The sequence below is a fragment of the Ignavibacteria bacterium genome, assembly GCA_016707005.1.
Taxonomy (GTDB): Bacteria; Bacteroidota; Ignavibacteria; order Kapaibacteriales; family Kapaibacteriaceae; genus UBA10438.
Genome location: JADJIQ010000004.1, coordinates 404,693 through 425,291, shown reverse-complemented (window position 1 = coordinate 425,291; position 20,599 = coordinate 404,693). Strand labels below are relative to the sequence as shown.

Annotated in this window: 15 protein-coding genes and 1 tRNA gene; 8 read left to right on the top strand and 8 right to left on the bottom strand. The window is 54.0% G+C overall.

Annotated features, from left to right (window positions below; genetic code table 11):
• Positions 1–200: 200 nt before the first annotated feature.
• Complete coding sequence (locus IPI29_08400; protein ID MBK7412558.1) at positions 201–1,154, top strand: tetratricopeptide repeat protein; 954 nt, start codon at positions 201–203, stop codon at positions 1,152–1,154.
• A 76-nt stretch (positions 1,155–1,230) separates the two neighbouring features.
• On the opposite strand, the gene IPI29_08395 is transcribed toward IPI29_08400, so the two are convergent.
• Both IPI29_08395 and IPI29_08390 read right to left on the bottom strand, forming a co-directional pair.
• Positions 1,231–3,159, bottom strand: a complete 1,929-nt coding sequence (locus IPI29_08395; GenBank protein ID MBK7412557.1) for a 1-deoxy-D-xylulose-5-phosphate synthase — start codon at positions 3,157–3,159, stop codon at positions 1,231–1,233.
• Entirely contained in the window at positions 3,150–5,114 is a 1,965-nt protein-coding gene (locus IPI29_08390) for an OmpA family protein (protein MBK7412556.1), read from the bottom strand. Before IPI29_08390 ends, IPI29_08395 begins: the two co-directional genes overlap by 10 nt.
• A gap of 130 nt (positions 5,115–5,244) precedes the next feature.
• On the opposite strand from IPI29_08390, the gene IPI29_08385 reads away from it, so the two are divergent.
• Positions 5,245–5,937 (top strand): outer membrane beta-barrel protein, encoded by a 693-nt coding sequence (locus IPI29_08385; protein MBK7412555.1) that lies wholly within the window; start codon positions 5,245–5,247, stop codon positions 5,935–5,937.
• Here IPI29_08385 and IPI29_08380 read toward each other — a convergent pair.
• On the bottom strand, positions 5,909–7,351 hold the full coding sequence (locus IPI29_08380) for an amino acid permease (protein ID MBK7412554.1): 1,443 nt from the start codon (positions 7,349–7,351) through the stop codon (positions 5,909–5,911). The two genes, IPI29_08385 and IPI29_08380, sit on opposite strands and share 29 nt — an antisense overlap.
• An 83-nt stretch (positions 7,352–7,434) precedes the next feature.
• Here IPI29_08380 and IPI29_08375 point away from each other — a divergent pair, with 83 nt between their 5' ends.
• From IPI29_08375 to IPI29_08350, 6 genes are all read left to right on the top strand, one after another.
• The gene (locus IPI29_08375) at positions 7,435–8,151 is read left to right on the top strand and encodes a LysE family transporter (GenBank protein MBK7412553.1); all 717 of its coding nucleotides are present in this window, start codon (positions 7,435–7,437) and stop codon (positions 8,149–8,151) included.
• A 24-nt stretch (positions 8,152–8,175) separates the two neighbouring features.
• On the top strand, positions 8,176–10,182 hold the full coding sequence (locus IPI29_08370) for a hypothetical protein (GenBank protein ID MBK7412552.1): 2,007 nt from the start codon (positions 8,176–8,178) through the stop codon (positions 10,180–10,182).
• Positions 10,179–11,771: a DUF1800 family protein gene (locus tag IPI29_08365; GenBank protein MBK7412551.1), complete on the top strand. Its 1,593-nt coding sequence runs from the start codon at positions 10,179–10,181 to the stop codon at positions 11,769–11,771. Before IPI29_08370 ends, IPI29_08365 begins: the two co-directional genes overlap by 4 nt.
• A gap of 37 nt (positions 11,772–11,808) precedes the next feature.
• Positions 11,809–13,371 carry a DUF1501 domain-containing protein gene (locus IPI29_08360; GenBank protein MBK7412550.1) on the top strand — a complete coding sequence of 521 codons (1,563 nt, stop codon included), beginning with the start codon at positions 11,809–11,811 and terminating at the stop codon, positions 13,369–13,371.
• An 86-nt stretch (positions 13,372–13,457) separates the two neighbouring features.
• Positions 13,458–15,026 (top strand): FAD-dependent oxidoreductase, encoded by a 1,569-nt coding sequence (locus IPI29_08355; GenBank protein ID MBK7412549.1) that lies wholly within the window; start codon positions 13,458–13,460, stop codon positions 15,024–15,026.
• 42 nt (positions 15,027–15,068) lie between these two features.
• Positions 15,069–15,152, top strand: a tRNA-Leu gene (locus tag IPI29_08350).
• Positions 15,153–15,192: 40 nt separating this feature from the next.
• Here the strand turns inward: IPI29_08350 and IPI29_08345 are convergent.
• From IPI29_08345 to IPI29_08325, 5 genes are read right to left on the bottom strand one after another with little or no spacing between them, the layout of a single operon-like run.
• Positions 15,193–16,608, bottom strand: a complete 1,416-nt coding sequence (locus IPI29_08345; protein ID MBK7412548.1) for a hypothetical protein — start codon at positions 16,606–16,608, stop codon at positions 15,193–15,195.
• Positions 16,583–18,820 carry a hypothetical protein gene (locus IPI29_08340; GenBank protein MBK7412547.1) on the bottom strand — a complete coding sequence of 746 codons (2,238 nt, stop codon included), beginning with the start codon at positions 18,818–18,820 and terminating at the stop codon, positions 16,583–16,585. The genes IPI29_08345 and IPI29_08340 overlap by 26 nt, the downstream gene beginning before the upstream one ends.
• A gap of 60 nt (positions 18,821–18,880) precedes the next feature.
• A complete protein-coding gene (locus IPI29_08335) occupies positions 18,881–19,378 on the bottom strand; it encodes a 6,7-dimethyl-8-ribityllumazine synthase (protein ID MBK7412546.1) in 498 nt (165 codons plus the stop codon).
• Between the two features lie 2 nt (positions 19,379–19,380).
• Positions 19,381–20,232: a PHP domain-containing protein gene (locus tag IPI29_08330; protein ID MBK7412545.1), complete on the bottom strand. Its 852-nt coding sequence runs from the start codon at positions 20,230–20,232 to the stop codon at positions 19,381–19,383.
• The gene (locus IPI29_08325) at positions 20,229–20,594 is read right to left on the bottom strand and encodes a nuclear transport factor 2 family protein (GenBank protein ID MBK7412544.1); all 366 of its coding nucleotides are present in this window, start codon (positions 20,592–20,594) and stop codon (positions 20,229–20,231) included. Before IPI29_08325 ends, IPI29_08330 begins: the two co-directional genes overlap by 4 nt.
• Positions 20,595–20,599 lie beyond the last annotated feature (5 nt).

Genomic DNA, 20,599 nt, shown 5'->3' with positions numbered 1-20,599 from the left:
GAATATCACGTGGTCAATGCTGATAAATCGAGGGGTTGTGATGAAGGTGCTGCTGTATATCGTTCTTGCATTCGTCTTCATGTCCTCAACCGAAGGCGTCGCACAAGAAAAGCGGGTGAGTGATGAGGATCGGGTCCGACAGGCGATCAAGCTGATGGACGCAGGGGGATGCGGCGATCGCGATCGGGATCCTGCAGGATGTGCTTACCCGACTCCCCGGTAACGGTACGGTGCTTTTTGAACTGGCCTATGCATACCGCGTAAATGAACAGCTCGACTCCGCGATCGAGATCCTCGAAGAACTGGTCTCTCGTGATACTACGGAACCAATGTGGTTTCAAGCGCTCGGCACGAATTACCACTTTGCCGGTGATGCGGATAAGGCGATCGATACCTACACGGAAGGGTTGAAACATCACCCTCGAAGTCACCTTCTCTATCATGAACGTGGCGTGGTCTATTATTCGGAACAGAAGTGGGAAGAAGCGGTTGACGATTTCGAACGCGCCATCGATCTTCAACCGATGTATCCGCCTCCATACCTCCGACTCGCCGAAGTGTTCATTTCCTCAAAAACAAACAATGTCTGGGGGATGATCTACGGCGAGATCTTCAGGAACCTTGAACCCACATCGAAACGCTCGGTTGCACTCGGCGATATGCTCTATCGATGTTACCTCAAGAACATCAAACAGAAATCAAATGGCTTCAGTATCACGTTCTGCTCCGATGCGTCGATCGTTCAGCAAGACAGCGGGATCGGTGGCACTGTCTATCGGAAGTCCCGGTTTCCAATGCCCTATGGCGTAGGCGCATACGAAATGCCAATGATGCTCGCCGTGCTCGGCACACGGAAGATGGACATGCGCTCACTTGCCACTATCCGTGGCCGCTTCATAGAGCAACTCGATACGTTGAAGATCGATTCGATCTATGGCAATAATGTGCTGTATGACTATCAACGAAAGGTCCATAAAGCCGGACATATGGAGGCGTATTCGTTCTGGCTCCTTCAATCAGGCGACCCAGCAGCCTTCGCTGAATGGGTAGCAGATAATGGACCGGCCTATAAAGAGTTCCTTTCCTGGCACGAGGTCAACACACTGTCCCTCACCAAGGGCCGCCGCTTCCTCCGCAAAGAACTCTATGAATGAGTAACTCAGTAACCTCGTAACCTCGTAACCTCGTAACCTCGTAACCTCGTAACCTCGTAACCTCGTAACTGAGTAACTAGTAACTAGTAACTGGAAGTCTCATACTCTTCGTCAGAAACTCCTTCACCACCTCCACAATGCCCGGGGCATCAAGCTGTAGGTCTGCGTGGAGTTCTTCCTGGGTGCCGTGGTCTACGTAGATGTCGGGGATGCCGTGGATCTTGAAGTCTACGGAGCCGACGTGATGTTGTGCGAGATGTTCGGCAACGGCGCTTCCAAAACCGCCTTGGATCTGACCGTCTTCGATGGTGATGATGCGACCAATACGCAGTGCAAGATCGTCGATCATCGTTAGGTCAAGGGGCTTTACAAAACGGGCATTCACAACTTCACAATCAATGCCCTGCGTCTTGAGGATCTCGGCTGCCTTCATCGCATGGGCGACCATCTTGCCGATGGCAACGATAGCAACGTCCTTGCCGGTGCGCAGTGTCTCACTCTTGCCGATCTCGATGGAACGCATCGGACCAATGGGTGTGCCTACACCACTGCCGCGGGGATAACGAATGGCCACCGGACCTGCCGTGTAGGAATACACGGCGGTATACATCATGTCGCGCAGTTCTTGTTCATCCTTTGGTGCCATCACCACCATGCCTTGGATGATGCGCAGGTAGGCAAGGTCTAAAACGCCATGGTGGGTTGGACCGTCGGCACCGACCAATCCAGATCTGTCGAGCGCAAACACAACATGCAGATGCTGCAACGCAACATCGTGGGCAATGTGATCGAAGGCGCGCTGCAGGAAGGAGGAGTAGATGGCAACAACGGGGATGACGCCTTGCGTGGCAAGACCGGCAGCAAAGGTCACGCCGTGACCTTCTGCAATGCCTACGTCGTAGACTTTGTCGGGGAAACGCTTCTGGACAATGTCAAGCCCCGTACCATCCGGCATGGCGGCAGTGATGCCAACAACCTTGGGGTTGGTTGACATGATCTCGACCATTGCTTCGCCGAATACTTTTTGATAGGTAGGGGGCGGAGCAACTGCCGGCGGCGGTGTGGAAAGTGCCTTGCCAGTGATCTTGTCTACCTTGCCGATGGCATGGAGGAACTGTTTGTCGCGCTCTGCCGGACCGTATCCCTTGCCCTTCTGGGTGATCACGTGGAGAAGGATGGGACCCTTCATCTCGCGGATGCCTTGAAGCATGGTGACGAGGTTGTTCACGTTGTGACCGTTCACTGGACCGAAGTAGCGGAACCCAAGGGTCTCGAACAACATGCCGGGTGTGATCACGGCCTTCATGCCCCCTTCGAGACGATGGGCAACGGAACGAATACGATCACCGAGACTGTCCATGCGCTCGGTCATGCCAAGGATCTTCTCACGAAGTCTGCGTCCGGCAGGGGAGGCAAAGATCTCGGAGAAATAGTTCGACATCGCCCACACGTTGGGGGCAATGGACATGTTATTGTCATTTAGTACAACAAGGATGTCACTCTTGAGCACGCCGCAGTTATTCATTGCCTCATAGGCAAGTCCACCGGTCATCGCACCATCACCGATCACAGCTACAACCTTGTAGTCTTCCTTGAGCTGATCGCGCGCAGCAGCCATACCGAGGGCAGCGGAGATCGACGTGGTTGCGTGACCTGCTCCGAAATCATCGAAGATGCTTTCACTGCGTTTGAGGAATCCCGATAAGCCCCCTTTTTGACGGATCGTATCAAGGGTCTTCCGGCGTCCTGTCAAGATCTTATGCGGATAGGCCTGGTGCCCGGTATCGATCACGATCTTATCGTGCGGCGTGTTGAAGACGTAGTGCAGAGCAACGGTGAGCTCCACTGTTCCAAGTCCGGCGCCGAAGTGACCTCCCACGCGCGTGATAGTGTCTACAAGGCACTCGCGTACCTCATCACTCACGGCACGCAGATCGGTCTCGGGAAGCTTGCGAAGATCCTCGGGTGTATCGATGCTCGACAAAAGGCGATAGTTCAACGTGATGTCCTTGGGGTCTCCACGATCACCTGCACCGTGCGAGAGAGTTGACGTCCAACAGCTACGTCATTGGAGAAGATCTCGGTGCCTTCGCCAACTCCGTTGATGGAGTATTTGGCATCCTTGGCCCGTGATTGGAGAAACGCACGAACGGTCTCTGCACGTTCCCGAGAGAGTTTCTGGTTGTACACATCGTTACCGATGCGATCGGTGTATCCGATGATGTTCACCTTGGATGTAGACGTGATGTTCGGCAACACCATCATCTCAAGAATGCGTGAGTTGTCTTCGGTGAGTGTTGCCTTGTCGAAGTCGAACAGGATCAAGGAATATTTGTCGACCGTGCGGTCCGGCAAATTCTCTGTCTTCTTGCGAACACTCGATACATAGTCAACAGGAATGGAGCCGATGGCCGTTGCACTATCACCCTTTACCGAACGGAAGACCATTTCGTAGTCGACGGGGACTTGGTCGGCAGAGAGTTCGTTGGGACGGATCGGCCATGAGACACGTTCAGGTCGGCCGAGCCCGTTGATCTCACGGAGCTGACGTCCGGCCTGCATCACACTCAGCGACCACGAGCTCAAGGAGTCTTCGCTGTCAACCTTGGGGTGGAAGGTCACAACATCCGGCGTTGACACACGCTGATTATCGGCGGTGATCACAACCGGTGCAAGGACATCTGGTACGTTCGACGAGAACTCCACACGTCGGTTCTCAACGATTCCGTCTGGGTCCGTTGCTGCCGACGGTTTCGATGGAGTTGCCGTTGTTTTTGTGACGATCCGTGCGGGATCGATGCCGAAAGCAGTAACGAGGTAGTTCTTTGCCCAATTGGCACGTTTCTCCGGCAGATCCTTGGTCTTTGCTTCGTTCTTTCCGTCGGTGGTACCGGTGATCGTGAGTGATGCCTGCGGATAGGCGATCATGCGCGAACCGATGATGTTCAAGAGATTGCGATTGACCTCAATGGCATCAAGCGGCAATGTCTCTGGCTGGAAGCCACCCTTCTCCGGCATATGGTCTGTTGTCTGCGATGATGCATCCGGAAGTCCGTTCTCCTGTGCGAACACGTACGGCACAAGCGGGAACATCTCGTTGTACCGAACGTCCTCCACATTGAGGGCCGATACGTTTACTTCCTTACCATCACGATCATAGGCCGTGATACGATCGATCGATGCACTCATGCCGCGTGATGAAGTTGGTATTTCCTTCTTGTCGGCGAATCCAAAGAAGACATTCACACCGATGCGGATCTGTGAGAACGATGTTGGAGAGTAGGTAGCAGCCGAAGAGATATTGGAAAGGGGCAGGCGATACGACACTTCCGGTTGGATGTACCACTGTGAACTATCGAGTCGAATGGTATACCCAAGACCAAGAAGAAGCGCCGTACGAACAGAACTCTCCGGAATATCCGTTCCGTCGGCAAACGTCTGAACAGTCTCGGTGTTCTGCGCCGTGGCCGTTGCTGTTTGCGATACGGTTGCTGCCAGCGGAATGCCGAATTCGAGACCTACGAGAGGATGCAGAGACACATCGCCAAAGAGTCCATAGAACTCAGCAACGGGTGAGATCTCCAAGGTTGAGGAGAACATATCAAGTTCATTCACAACGGTGGTGGGGGCAACGAGTTGTTGCACGGAAGAAGAGCCCGACATGCTGTTGTACCCGATACGACCCGAAATATGGATCATCCTTGTGACCGGGAAGCCCATGATGAATCCAAACGCACCACCAAGCCCCATACTTCCGCTTGTGAAACGCAGAGAATCGTTCACAAAGGGGGCGAATTGTGGCTGCGTAGCTCCAAAACCCCGCCATACTTGAACGGACGGCGAGAGCGGATTGAGTGTGAGACCTCCGGAGAGTCCAACACGCAGCGGTGGAATGACTTGAGCACTGGCCACACCCGTGGTGAGGAGGGCAACGATGGTTAAACGCAAGAGTCGAATCATGCAACAAAACTACGTTATGGGCGTACACACGCGCCGACCTGCGGGTCAATGTGGACAACGTGGAAGAAACACTTTAGCTTGCAGAACAGTACCCTCACAACGCCAATATTCCTTTTTAAGGTTCACCGCAATGTTTTGTACCCGCTTTGTCTCAACAGCGATCGTTTTTTTAACCTTCGCAGCGTTCTCCGTCAGTCCTGTCGATGCTGCAGAAGAAGGTAAGGGTGGGGAGCCATTCTCGATCGGCGTCTACCTCGGACCAAGTATTCCGAGTGAGTCCATTGAGCAGATCTATGATTCGATCGATACAACGGGTATCGGTGCAGCATATGAAACGGCATCAAGTCTTGGCTACCATCTCGGTGCCAAACTGCGGTTCGGACTCTCCGATGCGTTCAGTTTCTCCGGGGGTATTCAATACACACAGTTCCCGGGTCAGGATCAGACGGCCGTGCTCGACAATGGAACGCGGATTCAGCTGCAGACGGTAACAACCTATGTACCTGTCTATGCCGGTGTCACGTTCATCCCGATGCAGGGACTCTTCCGTCCGTATGTGTCCACGGAGCTCATGTATTCGTATCGCAATGTATCGGTGAGCGAAGGCAACAGCATTGTCGAAAACCTCATCACGGGTACTGGACAAGAACTCGAGCCACAAACATCACGGTTTGGTGCTGCGATAACAGGCGGACTGGAGTTCAATCTTGGTGGTTTGCGTCCGTTCCTCGAAATGAAGTATAACTGGACGAATCTCGTGGGCAAGGAAGACGGAGAGGCAACGATGTCGTTTCTTAACGTGAGTATTGGCCTCGTTTTTTGAACCACCAGTAGAACGGTATTCCCGACGTAAGCAGGATGACGCCCCAGAGTGAGTTGATCACTGGGGCGCTTCCGTTTCTGTAGTTCTCTACGTCGGAGAAGATGGTGAAGCCCAAGAAGGTCACAGCAAAGAGAATGAAGACGATGGGCACAACAGGATATCCCCAGGTCTTGTACGGTCTATGTGCATCGGGCATCTTCCGCCGGAGAACGAACACTCCATATGCACCAAGGGCATAGAAGCCCCAGCTCACAAAGATCAACATGTCGGTGAGCATATCGAAGGTGCCGGAAAAGATCAGAACCGTGGTCCAACCCAGCTGCAGCGTGAGTGAGCGAACCGGCGTACGGAACCGGTCGTGTACCACACCAGCCCCCTTAAAGAACATCCCTTCGTTGGCCATCGAATAATACACGCGTGAAGTTGCAAGGATGGTTCCGTTGGAGGTGCCAATGGTGGAGACCATCACCGCAACACTTACAAACACCGCACCAAAGGTGCCCATCATGATGAAGGCGGCGTCTCGTGCAACGGCAGACGATGCACTGAGAGCGTCGATGGGGAGGATGGTGAGATAGGCGATGTTGATCAGGACATAGACGCTGATGCAGATAGCCGTGCCGAGCATAAGTGCACGAGGAACGGTCACCTGCGGATTTTTCACTTCACCGCTCACATAGGTAAGGTTGTTCCACCCGTCGTATGACCAAAGAGCCTTGTTCATGGCCATGGCCAGGGCGAACATCAAGGCAGTGCCAACCGGCACCGTGGTGGATGAAGAGGCAACGATGTTGCCAACGTGACCGCTTGTGCTGGTGAAGGCCATCACAACAAGGAAGAGAATGGCTGCTACCTTGGCTACTGTAAAGAGCCCCTGAACACGTCCACCTTCCTTCACTCCAAGGGCATTGATCAGCGTGAGTCCGGCAACTGCACCAAACGTCATGAGCTTGATACCGATCTGCTTGAGCGGATAGATCGTTGCAAAGGGAAGTGAGATAGCCCAGGCCGTGGCAGTGGATTCATCCAGTTCCCAGAGCGGGACAACGGTGTTGAAGTACTCGGCAAACACAAAGGTGATAGAGGCAATCGAGCCCGACTGGATCACAACGAACAAGGCCCAACCGTAGAGAAAGGCCATGAAGTCGCCATACATCACCCGGAAGTACTGATACTGTCCGCCGGTGATGGGGATCAGTCCGGCCACCTCTGCATTGGTCAGCGCACCAAACATCGTTACAAGTCCGGCAACCACCCACACGCCCAGCAGCAGCTCCGGTGAATGGAGAAAACTCGCCATCGCCGATGGATTGCGAAAGATCCCCGATCCGATCATTCCGCCAACAACAAGAGATGTTGTGGTGAACAATCCAAGTGTAGCTACAAGCCCTTTACGACCAGAACTCTGCGTCATGTATCCCTCGTAGTGAAGTTCCCAAGATACGTGTTGAGAACATCCAACGGTATACGGCCGATACAGATGTATCTTCGTTGACAATGATCATCGCTCTTCTCGTTGGGGCACTCGTAGGATATGTTCTTGCGATCCCACCCGGACCGATCGGGATGGCATCTGTCCGAACCGGACTTCGAGATGGATGGCGTCAGGCTATCAAGCTCAGTGTCGGTGCGGGCCTGCTCGACCTGATCTACTGCTCTCTCGCAATGTGGGCAAGTTCGTGGGTTGTGGACCTCCTCCGTTCGATGGAAGGGGGCAACCCTATCGTTACACTCTCCATCCAACTGGTCATCGTCCTCTTCATGATCGGCTTTGGCATCTTCCAGATCCGAGAGCACCCAGTTAAAGGAGTGGATCCCGAGAAGCATAAGCGAGGCGACAAACTTCTCTCCAGAGTTACCTCGAACGGTCCGTTCTTTGTTGGCGTTGGTTTTGCCGTTGCAAATCTTGCCAACCCTACGTTCATCCCGGCCGTGATGGCCATGACCACGTTCATTCAAAAGATGGGTGTATTCGAGCAGACCTTCCTCAACGCCATGGCGTTCTCTGTAGGATTTGGAGCAGGAAATACCCTTTGGCTGATGACCTTGGTCCGACTTGTCTTGGCCTTCCGAGATAAGATGACGCCCAAGTTCATTCATCGGATTCAACAGGGAACCGGTGTAACGCTCATCCTATTTGCGGCATTCTACTGCTACCGTATTCTCAGTGCCACTCCGTGGGATGAGATCCGTAAAATCATTGCGCCTGTCTAAGTGTTTTTTCGTAACGTCGCTACCATGAGTCTTTTCCGTGTTCCGGCGATAGCGTTGTTCTGCCTACTTGCACATCATGCCGCCACGGCGCAGGTTGCATCTATTGGGGTTAAAGGCGGCTACCAATACATTATGAACACGTCGTCGATCTACGTGTTGCCGGGCAGCCCGGATTGCGGACAGTTCTCAAATGGTAACTCCAGCGGCTTCTTTGCCGGACTCACAGGTGAATATTCGCTCTTTGGCGATGCCTTTGAACTGGCCGGCGCCCTTGTCTATTCGCTGCGCCCGGCAGAACTGTCAACCACCACAGTAGATGGCTTTGAGGTCCTCGACCCAAATTCTAACCTCTATGTTCCGATGGTTCGCGAACATGTCTTCACCAGCTCATTGGGCTACGTAGCGGTGGAACTGGGCTTTCGTTCTCGTCCGCTGGATTGGCTTCCGGTCTATATACGGGGCTCCTTCGATGCCGGCAACCCGCTTGTTGATGCTACCTACATGCAGACGGAAGAGATCACCTCGCCCGACGGCGTGCTGTTTCCCGATGGCACGCAGAAACATGTGATCGCCGAAGGCGAGTTTCCGGGACTAGGCACGGCTATGGGCGTTTCGGGTGCCTTGGGTGCCGTGATCCCGCTCTCCAAACACGTAGAACTCTGTCCAGAGGTCTTCTATCGGTACGGCTTGAATTCGATATCATCGTCATCCACCTGGAAACAGTCGTTTGCCGGCGCCGGCATTCAAGTGCGTTATCGCATGTTCAGTGACGAAGTGCCGCCTCCACCACCACCACCACCACCACCACCACCTCCGCCGCCGGTTATCGTTGAAGCACCGCCACCTCCTCCGCCCGCTCCTGAGCCGGTGCCGGCCGTGATCGCCTCCGTGCGCTCGCAGCCGTTGGAGATCCGTGAGACGGTGGTGACGCAGACCTTCCCGCTCCTGCCATACGTCTTCTTCGACAGTACGTCGTCGGCCCTCGATCCAAAGTATCTGGGCAATGATGACGTTGCGCAGTTCAGTGAACTGGCTCTGCCAAAACAGACCCTGCCGATCTATTATCGTATGCTTGACATCGTAGGTGCCCGTTTGCGGGCAACACCGAGCGTAGTTCTGACGGTAACGGGCACAACAGATGGACTTGAAGGGGGCTCAGCAGATCAACGAACGAAACTCGCATCGGCACGGGCACAAAGTGTTGTGACGTATCTGCGCTCGCGCTGGGGTCTTGGTGAGGACCGTTTCAAGATCCGCACAACGGAGAGACCTTCTCTAGTGTCGAACGAACAATACACGCAAGGCATCGAAGAGAACCGCCGCGTTGAACTCACGGCAAGCGATGGATCCGTCCTCGACCCTGTAGTGCATACACGATTCAACGAATACGTCCCCGTGCAAGGGCATCACGACTTTGCCGTGGACGTGCGCAATCCTGAGCAAGCTTCCTCGTGGTCTCTTGATGTGAATCACCGTGAGCGCTCCATCGGTGCGCGCACGGGTGGCAGCGTTCCGCCAGCGCAGATCAGCTTCGATCTCACACAGGAAATGACCGATAAACTCGGACCCGTGGTTGGCACAACAGATACACTTGATGCGCAGCTGGGCATTGTCCAGAAGGATGGAACACCTGTGCGCGCTTCAACGCGGTTCCCGGTGATAAAGACCGTAGCCAATTACGAGGTGAGTCGGTTGAGTCTTATCGTTTTCGATTACGACCGTGCCGATATCTCCGAACAGAACAAGGAAATGATGCGCAGGGTGGTGAAGGCTTCGTCGGGACAAGGGAGTGTTGCTACCATTGTTGGATCAACTGACCGACTTGGTGAACTTCAGCATAACATGAATCTTTCCAACGAACGCGCCAAGTCTGTGGAACAATTCGTACGTTCAATAGCCCCTTCCCTGAATATCACGGAAGTGAAGGGCATCGGACCTGCGATCCTGCCATATAGTAACGAACTGCCCGAAGGTCGATTCTACTGCCGAACGGTCTCTTTGACGATCACAACTCCGTTGAGGGAGCGATGAACAGACGAAACCTCTTTACAAGTTTGGTGCGCGCTTCACAGCGCGGCGGAGGTGCACTCGATGCAGCTCCGGTGGTGCAAGCCGGTCTTGAACCGTACACCACACCGCTCACGCTTGAGGATGTATTCCACCTCTACCGCCGGCTTGGGTTCTCTGTGTCCATGCCTGTTGCTACGTCCCACGTTGGCAAGCAAGCAGCGGACCTCGTAGAGCAGCTGCTGGGTCAGGATGATCCGGGTGATCCGACCCCGGACATGGCCTTTGCCAAATGGCGAGACCCTGCAACACAGCAGATGGTGGACTACACGGAAAATCCACAAGGCGCTGACATTCAAACGCGTCTTGCCATCGAAGGATGGTGGAAGGCCAATCATCGAACGTTCTCCAACTGGTGGCTGGGGACAATGTCCCGTGATGCCAGCTCCGTTGAACGTCTCACGTTGTTCTGGATGAGCCATTGGTGTACGGAGTTCTCGTTCGACGAGACGTACATGGTTCCGCAAATGCACTATCGTCACTATCGGATGTTGCGCAAGAATCGCTTGGGGAATTTCCCGTCGATGGCTCTTGATGTTACGGTCGATAACGCAATGGTCTTCTACCTCGGCGGTACCTACAACGAAGTAGGGAAGCCGAATGAGAACTACGGTAGAGAATTGCTTGAGCTCTTCACAACAGGAATTGGTTGGTATACAGAAGGCGACGTGAAAGAAGCCGCCCGCGTCCTCACCGGATGGAAGGCGTCTCGCTTTAACGACCAACCAGCACCGAAGGGGATCTACAACACGTGGTTCGATGCGAATAAGCATGACACAGGCGCGAAGGAATTCTTGGGTGTGACCATTCCGGCACGCACAGCTGACAACAACACGGAGTTTCAGGTACTCAACGAAGAAGTCTTTGAACTCATCAAGATCATCTTCCGTGTACGCCCAGACGCAGTGTCACGGTTTATCGCCCGCAAGGCCTACCTGTACTTCGTGTATAGCTCAAAGGGCGATGTTGATGAATCGTTCTTGAACGATCTCGCCGCAGAATTCCGTGCTGCAAACTTTGACATAAAGCCGATGTTGAAGAAGCTCTTTACAAGTCAACACTTCTTCGATCCCGCTCTTCGTGGTGTTCAGATCAAGACACCAGTCGAATATGTAGTAGGACTGCAACGTCAGTTCGGCGTTGATGAAGCAGATCCGCAGAACTGGGTCCTGGAAATGGATCAAGTAATGTTCGATCCGCCGAATGTAGCAGGTTGGCCCGGACATCATACGTGGATCAGCACAAACACCTATCCGCGTAGGCGTGAGTTTGCGCGCAAGCTCATCGATGCCATGACCGATGCCCGTGCGAATGCCTTCATCCGTGAATTCGCAGACTATGATGATGTTGCCAAGTTCGTTCTTGGTGTAACCAAGTTCTTGTTGCCGGTGGATGTTTCTCAGGCACGACTCGACTTCTACAAGAGTGCGCTCTTGGAAGGTCAGCCCGACTACACGTGGGCAGAAAAGCTCGACGTACCATCTGCAGCTGCACGTGCGATGCGTGAACTGCTGAAGGCCATTGCTAAGGCCCCGGACTTCCAACTATGTTAAGCCCCCTCAACGTGAACACGATCGTCAAGGAACACCGATGAAACGTCGTACCTTCCTCTCGACAACTGCGGCAGCCGCTGTTGGCACTCAGGTCCTTGGGGGCGTCCCTCTAAAGGCGTTCTCACCGTTCGATCTCGGCGAACACGTGCAAGCCGATGATGATCGCATCCTTATTGTGATCCAAATGTTCGGCGGTAATGATGGTATGAACATGATCATCCCAGCTGATGATCCTGAGTACTACAAGATCCGTCCGAGCATCGCCGTCCCCAAGGAAAAGGCGATCAACGTGCTCTCGCGCGTCTATATGCACCCGTCTCTCGACTCCGACGCACCGTATAATCTCCGACGGATGTTTGAAGATGGCAGACTTGCCATCGTCAATGGGATCGGCTATGAAGCCCCTTCCCTTTCTCACTTCCGCTCCACGGATATCTGGTTGAGCGGATTCAATTCGTCCGACCCGAACAAGCGACTTGTTGATGGTTGGCTCGGACGCTATTGGTCCAATAAGATCAATGGTTTCCCCGAGGTCCTTCCGCCGGATCCTATCGCCGTTCAGATAGGGGGCTCCTTGTCGATGCTCTTGCAAAGTCCAAAGGGTGATATCGGTATCGCTCTAACGGATCCGCAGAAGTTCTTTGAACTTGGACAAGGTCTGTCACCCGACATGGATCCGATGCCCGAAGACACACGATATGGACGTGAGTTCAACTTCGTGCGTTTGGTTGCTGAACAATCAGACCGGTACTCAACTGTGGTGAAGAATGCCTTTGATAAGGGTGAGAACAAGGCAACCTACGATGACACGAACTTCGTAAAGCAGATGAAGCTTGTTGCTCGTCTCATCAGCGGCGGCTTGAAGTCGAAGATCTACCTTGTCTACATGGGCGGGTTTGATACCCACGTGCAACAGCAGGACGAAAATCTCAATGGACTTCATCCATATCTGTTGGAGAAGCTCTCTACAGGTATCGGCACGTTTATGCAGGATGCTCTTATCCAAGGCTTTGCTGATCGTGTTGTTGGTATGACCGTTTCGGAATTCGGCAGACGTCCATACGAGAATGGCAGTCGAGGCACTGACCACGGCGCAGCATCCGTCCAATTCGTGTGGGGCAATGGCGTCCGCGCCGGTGTCTATGGCGAAATGCCGGATCTGAAGAACTTCGACAGCAATGGCGATCTCCGATATCAGTGGGACTACCGTCGGGTCTATGCCGACGTGTTGGAGAACTGGTTCGGTGGTACGCCCGAAAACACCGAGACCGTCCTGGAAGACAAGGTCCTGCCATTAGGCGTTTTGCAACGCGCTACCAGCGTGGATGACACCTATGCAGGCAAGGTCCAGGTAGACGTACGCGTGATGCCTCAGCCGATGACGGATCACTCCGTCCTCGAATGGTATCAACCCGTTCCGGGTCTGGTGAACGTAGAGATCTATGGCAGCGAAGGCAGATTCCTACAAACCCTCTACACGGATCGTGTGATGCCGGGCACCATTCGTGTGCCGGTCCGTGGCATCGCATCCGGATCCTACATCTGCACCGTTACCGTCAATGGCGCTCGGACCGTTGTGCCGCTCACGGTTGTGAAATAGGCAACTGTTCGCTGTTCTCTGTTCGCTGTTCTCTGTTCGCTGTTCGCTGTTCGCTGTTCACTGTTCACTGTTTACATTGTGCTATTGTGAACACACGCAGAGACTTCTTATACACGATCATTCTTGGTTCCGGCGCGGTGTTTCTTGCACCGCTGCCGGGCTGTGGTCCGGCGCGTACGGCAGATGAAGTGCCTCCTGTAACGAAGATCGCCGATCCCATACGCCCGCGCGTGGGGACGCCGCAGTTTCGTGTTGCCCATGAATTTCTACGCGATGGCAAGCCCCTTCCGGAACCATCTACAACGGTGCGTAGAGATGTTGTTGTGATCGGTGGGGGACTCTCCGGACTCACGGCGGCTCTGGTGTTGCAAACGAATGGAGTCGACAGTGTTCTGCTTGAGTCAGAACCACGTTTAGGCGGATCCGCGGTGAGCGAGAAGATCAACACCGCATCTGTTCCGCTAGGCAGTGTGTATTTCGTGAGCCGCACCGAAGAGATCGAAATGTTGATCAAGGCAACATCGATCGAACCTGTGCAGTGTCCGGATGATGCGTACATTCTTCGTGATGGTCGCATCGTGCAGGATCTTTGGTCGGATAGTTCATTGAAGGGGGCTATCCCTGACGAACGCGACCGTGACGGGATGAAACGCTTTCGCGATGTTATCGCTGTGATGGATGCAGATCTGCCATCGTATCCGCTGCCAAAGACGTTGTCACCGCGAATGCAGGAACTCGATGCTCAGTCGGCCGCAAACTACATCGATCGTTTTGCATCGCCCACACTCGAGAAGATCATCAATGCCTATAGTAGGTCATCAATGGGAGCCCCTTCCACAAGGACCAATGCCTACTGTCTGCTGAACTTCTATCAGTCTGAGCTTGGTTCATCCTTTGGATTCTCGCGGTATAGTTTCCCGGGCGGAACAAGTCGTCTGGCTACGGGTGTTGCAGCTGCGTTGGAGAATACCAAGTCTGCTGCACTCGTGGCTCGCGTATATGAAACGGCTGACGATGTGCAGATCGATGTTGTTGAAGCAGATGGTACTGTCACACGATACTTGTCATCGTTTGCTGTTGTTGCAGTTCCGAAGTACCAATTGTCGAGGCTGTTATCTGATCCCGGCTCACATCGTCTTGAGGCATTGAAGAAGATCTCTTACGCTCCCTACGCCACAATTCAGATCAGCTCGAGTATTGCCATCGCATCGGGCAAGGCCTACGATACCTGGGACCTACGGGTTGAGAATTCCTACACTGATGTGATCGATCCGATGTGTATCCAACCAGGGGCCACTGCACACGTGGTATCATTGTACGTTCCGCTCGATCCATCACAACGATCCATGTTGCAGGATCCCGAAGCATTTGCATCCTTCGCAGCGAAGACCGTTGAAAAGTTTGCCGCCGGACTTACAGAAGAACAGCGTCTCTCCATCATCGACGTTCATTGCTGGGGTTGGGGTCACGGTATCGTTGTTCCCACACCGAAGTCGCATAATGGTCCGGCACAGACAGCAAGTGTTGCAACGGCGCGGCTTCGTTTTGCCGGCACCGATAGCGATTGTGCTCCGGCAATAGAGAATGCAACGGAGCAGGGGGCAAGAGCAGCGCGCGACATTATCGCCCAATTGCAACAGAGATCAGGCCGCTGATTTTGCCATCTTCGGAACGTTTCCTACCTTTGTGACCCCTCTGCGGAAGTGGCGAAATTGGCAGACGCACCATCTTGAGGGGGTGGCGCTCGCAAGGGCGTACGGGTTCAAGTCCCGTCTTCCGCACACAGTGGTAAAAAAGGTCGCTCATTTGAGCGACCTTTTTTCATTTCGACAAACTGTCTCGGGTAAATAGCGTTGCTGCCGACAGTGCAGTGTCCAGCATGCGCTCGATGTGCACACCATTTTCGTCGTAGCGAACCCACTCTTGGTCATCCTTTCTGGCATGGCCCCACCAGATCGATGTACTTTTGTCCGACGCCGACCGAACAGCCTGGGCGATCCGTACCGATGGCGCAACTTCCTTGCTGAACATGATCGGTCCGGTGTGTTCATTCATCCACGGCATTGCCTGATCCCAAAACCTGTGCTCATGGTCTAAGCGATCCAACGTGCATGAATAGGACGATGTGAATCGCTCCCACACGCGCACAAATGCGCTTGACGAGCTGCCCGGTGCATCGCGCGGCAATGGATCGTCCGCAGATGGTATCAGGAGGAACAGCGTGCATTGGAGCACGACGATCATGGCCATCATTGTCCACGTCACACGTTTGGCTGTTACAACACCAACGATCGTCGCAGGCACAACAAGTAGCAGATAGCCCTTGGCATAGTGCACGGTGACAAAGAACACCAACGCTGTGATGAATACAATGAAAAGGGGCTTTGTACATGTATCCGGTGCATCACTCGATCGAGTAAGCAACATTGGTATCAACGGAATGCAGAACCACGTGCCGTAGGCAAGGAAGGGAACGAGTTCGCTGAAAGGACGGAACGCAACAGGCGGACCCATCGCGACCAATGCTTTGAGTCCATCAATGCCGCCGCTTCCAAGGACTATGCCATAGATGGTTGCACCAAGAGCAGCAGTGGCAACGATCAGCGGAACAGTCAACGTAGTGAGAGAGAGGGACGAACGTTTTGACCATAGGAGCCAGAGAATACCAGGCAGCAGCAGAACGGCCGTCATCGGACGGAAGAAGGACGTCACGCCCAGGAGTGCCGGGAGCCACCGATGGTCACGGTCGCGGACGATGATCAACGTTACGATCGTACCCGCTGCAAGATCTACAGCATACGTCTCGGCAGCAAGAGCAAAGAACCACACAACCGGAGAAGTGAGCACTAATGTTTGAGTCCACATCGCCCCCTTCCATCCAAGGCGCTTGTGGAGTCCAAGACCAAGCAGGATAGCACTTAGGGGAATGAGCAGACCAAGGAGTCGCAACCCTGAAGCCGGACCCAGTATTGGATCGGCACATGCGCTGAGAGCAACGATACCCGGATAACCGGGCAGATGCGGTCTGTCCGCTGCAATGTTGAAATGACGTCCGGCAAGGATGAAGTTCCCGGCATCGAAGGAGATGAGTCCTACATGCGGTGAGGCATCAAGGGATACGATGATGAGGAGACCGCAGAGTGCCGTCCAGAGTAACGGTATGGCCGATGCACGCAGGAGTGACGATCGAAGTTCGGCCATGGCAAGCCCCTTATCGAGTGACGGCGATCTTGCCAACAGCTGAGGTGTTGGTGCCAGCGCTCTTTGCACTTACGAGGTAGACGCCCGGGGGGACGAGATTGCCGTTCACATCCTTGCCATCCCAAAGTGCTTGACGTCCGCGAGATTGAATCGCCGAGACAAGAATGCCGCCGCTGGTGATGATGCGGATATCGGCGTCGGGAGCAAGTCCATCGATCACAACCTGAACATCCTTTGTTGGAGCGAACGGCTGTGGATAACAGCGGATGTTGAAGTCGTCGAGTGGACGCATTGAAGATGTCTGAGCTACGCTGCAACCATTGGTTGTGCCGAAGTATGCCAGTCCGGATGTCTCATCCACCGCAACGGTGCGAATGTTGTCATCAAGTAATGGCGTGTTTGATTTTGTGATGGTGGAGATCACTTCGGTACCATCTTCATTCAGGACGAACACACCGCCGGTGGTAGCGATCCACTTGTAGTTTAGGGCATCAACATGGATATCGGTCACAACGGCGTTTGTTAAGGCTGAGATGCGGCGCACAAATGGAACACTCGTGTTTGAGAGTGTGCTTGGCGAGGAGATCACCGCAACACCTTTCGATGTGCCGATCCAGATCGCCCCTGATCTGTCGGATCGGATGCAGCTCACAGCATTATCCGGCAGCTGCGTATTGCTCGTGCGGACCACGTTGCACAGATCATCATCGGTGGCGGGTGTGTACCTGTCATTGTACGCAACAACGCCGCTGCCGGTTGGGCTTCCGGCCCAAACAGTACCCGTGAGGTCGATGGCAACCGTTCTGAAGATGTTGCTGCGAGGATCACTGCAATTCGGCGACCATGCCCATACACCGTCATCGAACTTCGAGAGGATCCGGTCAGCGGTCTGCTCATTCAACATCCATGTACGCCCCGATCTATCCTGCGCTACTTCTGCAACAAGCACATAGTTGGGATCGGCGGGGATCCCGGCAAGTGTGGAGTTGTTTTGATCGAACCTTTCGTAGACCACTCCGGTATCGGTAGGTGTGCAACGCAGCGTTCCTCCGCCCCACGTTCCTACCCACGTAGATCCGTCCGGCAATGATGAAACACGATAGCAGGCATTCGATCTGAGAAGGGGCTGAGTACTCGTGTTAATGTTGATCCAATCCGTTCCGTCAAAGTAACTCACGCCTTGACCGGTCCGTGGAGGATCCACTTCCGTTGCTACCCATATTCCGCCACGGGTATCTACATTGATGTGGGCAAACTGATTGGAGATCGGGGAGTTCACATTGAACATTGTAACAACGTTATTCTCAACGTAGCCCAACGCACGATCTCGCACAAAGACAAGGAGGAGCTCTTCACTTCCGGATCGTGGCCATACGTGACCCAATAACTCACCCGGCCAGGTGACGGATAGGGGGCCATTCATCGTTCGGATCTCTGAGGCTGTGTTGATGGCAAGTCTGTCCGTTGTAAAGGTCAAGCCTGTGATCACCTGCGGCGTACCGATGCGCATTTCGAATCTGCCGTTCTTCCATTCCACGGCAGCATAGTCTGTGGATGCAGCAACAGTGTTTCCGTTGGAACGAATGAAGTTCACTCGGATCGCCGGCAGACCCGATGTAGTATCGAGCACTGTCCATACACTCGGGAGACGCAACGTTTCTACGTTAAGCGGTGCAACAGCAACACCTGAATCCGTTGATGCCCAAAGCGTATCGCGCAGGATGCAGAGACTGCTCACGCGCGTCTTCTCCTGCAGATCGCCGATGCGGTCTACAGTCTCGATAAAGGTGGAGTTCTTGGTGTTATAGAGAACGATCCCAAAATCTGTGGCAATGAACAACGTATCGCCGCGCTTGCTGAAGTCGTTGATCCGACGGCGTGTGTATTGAGTTGCCCGACGGATGTCGGAAACATTGGTCCACGTCCCAATGGTATCAGCGATGTCCAATGAACCGTCACTCCCTCCAACGTAGGTTACATTCGCTACGAGGTCGCACATCAAGGATGTACAATCAAGAGTTTGTAATGCATCCACGTTGCGATATTCTTCAATGCTGCCATCGGTGCGATCGATCACCATTACACCCCCAGATGTAGCAGCCCAGATCCTACCGCGCAAGTCGATGTCTGCATCACGCACTGTTCGCAGGGATGACATCGTGCGCCAGTTCGACAATTGAATGGACTGTGCCAGCAAGCCAAGGCTTCCGAGGATACAGATGATCGCAAGGCTGAGAATGCGGTGCATAGGGTCTGGTCTGTGTTGAACGATCGGTACGTCCCGTAGGGGAACGTTACTGCCGGAGTTTTAGGGTTTTTCGCTGCGAAGCCGTTCCATAACGTCGGCCATTTCCAGTGCTCCGACGGCAGCTTCCGACCCTTTATTGCCATGAACGCCGCCGGCACGTGCTTCGGCCTGCTCCACGGTGTCTGTTGTGAGCACCCCAAACAAACACGGAACGCCGGTCTCAACGGCGATATCCATTAGACTATGTGCAACAGGTGAGGATACGTACTCAAAATGGGCTGTGTCGCCACGGATCACAACGCCAAGAGCTATCACCGCATCTACACGCTGCTCCATAGCAATGGCCTTGACGCAGACAGGGATCTCGTAGCTGCCCGGACAACGCACGATCACCACGTCCTGGTCGCGGACGCCTGCACTGCGAAGCGTCTGTACGGCCCCATCTAAAAGTGCGTCTACAATGATCCCGTGCCACCGTGCCGCAACGATGCCAATTCTACGTCCGGCTCCGCTTGGTGATGTTTCCGGCAAGGGACTGGAAGAGGATGTACTGGCCATCGTTAACTCCCTCTGCGGATGCGTACAACACGCGTTTGAATGTTGTCGAGATGGTCGGCCGTTATTCCAAATGCGCCAAAGTTGCGTTCATCATAGTCGCGTGATCCGTGGAAATCAGAGCCACCCGTGATGAGAAGTCCATGTTGCTCCGAGAGTACGCGATAGAATTCCCTCGTAACGTACCAATGGGACGGGTGATAGACTTCGATACCATCGATCCCCGTTGCTACCAAGGTCAGGAAGGACCTCGGGTCTGCATAATGTCTGCCGGGATGTGCTACCGATGTGATGCCCCCTGCCCGATGGACCATTTGTACTGCCTCCGAGACAGGGAAGGGGCTTTTTGAAACGTAGCCGGGTTTGCCAACATCGAGGTAGGCATCAAAGGCTGCTTGGATAGAGGACACAATGTTGCGTTTGACGAGGACGTCGGCAACGTGCGGACGACCGATGGGCGCCTTGCCGGCGGACTCTGCCACTTCGTCGAACGAGATGTTTACACGGGCAACCTTGAGGCGGTCTACCATCTCGCGAGCACGCCGTTCCCGGTCCTCGCGGAAGAACGCCTCGTATTTCTGGATCTCTTCGTTATCTGGGTCGAGATAATAGGCAAGCAGGTGAACCTCACGTCCGGCTTCGAAACATGAGATCTCAATGCCTTCTACAAGATGGAGTGGGCCATTGTATCCGTCTGCACGCAACATCCGGAACGCATCCATGTTGTCGTGATCTGTGATGGCAAGTGCCACCATTCCGGCCTGTTCGGCCTTCACAACAAGTTCGTGAGGCGTAAGAAGTCCGTCAGAGCGATTGGTATGAGAATGCAGATCGCCGATCAAGGATGGGTCGGTCACGCAGCGTCCTCCCGAACAAACCATGCGCGCGTGATCAGGCCATTCTTGCATTCATAGGTTGCAACGGCATGAAGGGAAGAACCGGGGCGAATACCTGTAACGTCCTCTTCATCGAAGACGAAGGGCGGGCAGACGACGCGGCTCACAAGTCTGCAATGAAGGTCAGGATGTTCAGCGAACATCGGACCGTATCGATCGAGAAGAGACTGACGGCCGTTACAGAAAATGGTGCCGGTAGCGAGATCGATGCATTGAATATCGTCGGCATAGACAGAGGCGAAGCGCTCGATATCTCGAGCATTATACGCGTCCAGCTGTTCCTGAGCACATTGTTCAGGTGTTCGTAGTTGTTGTGTGGTCATGCGGA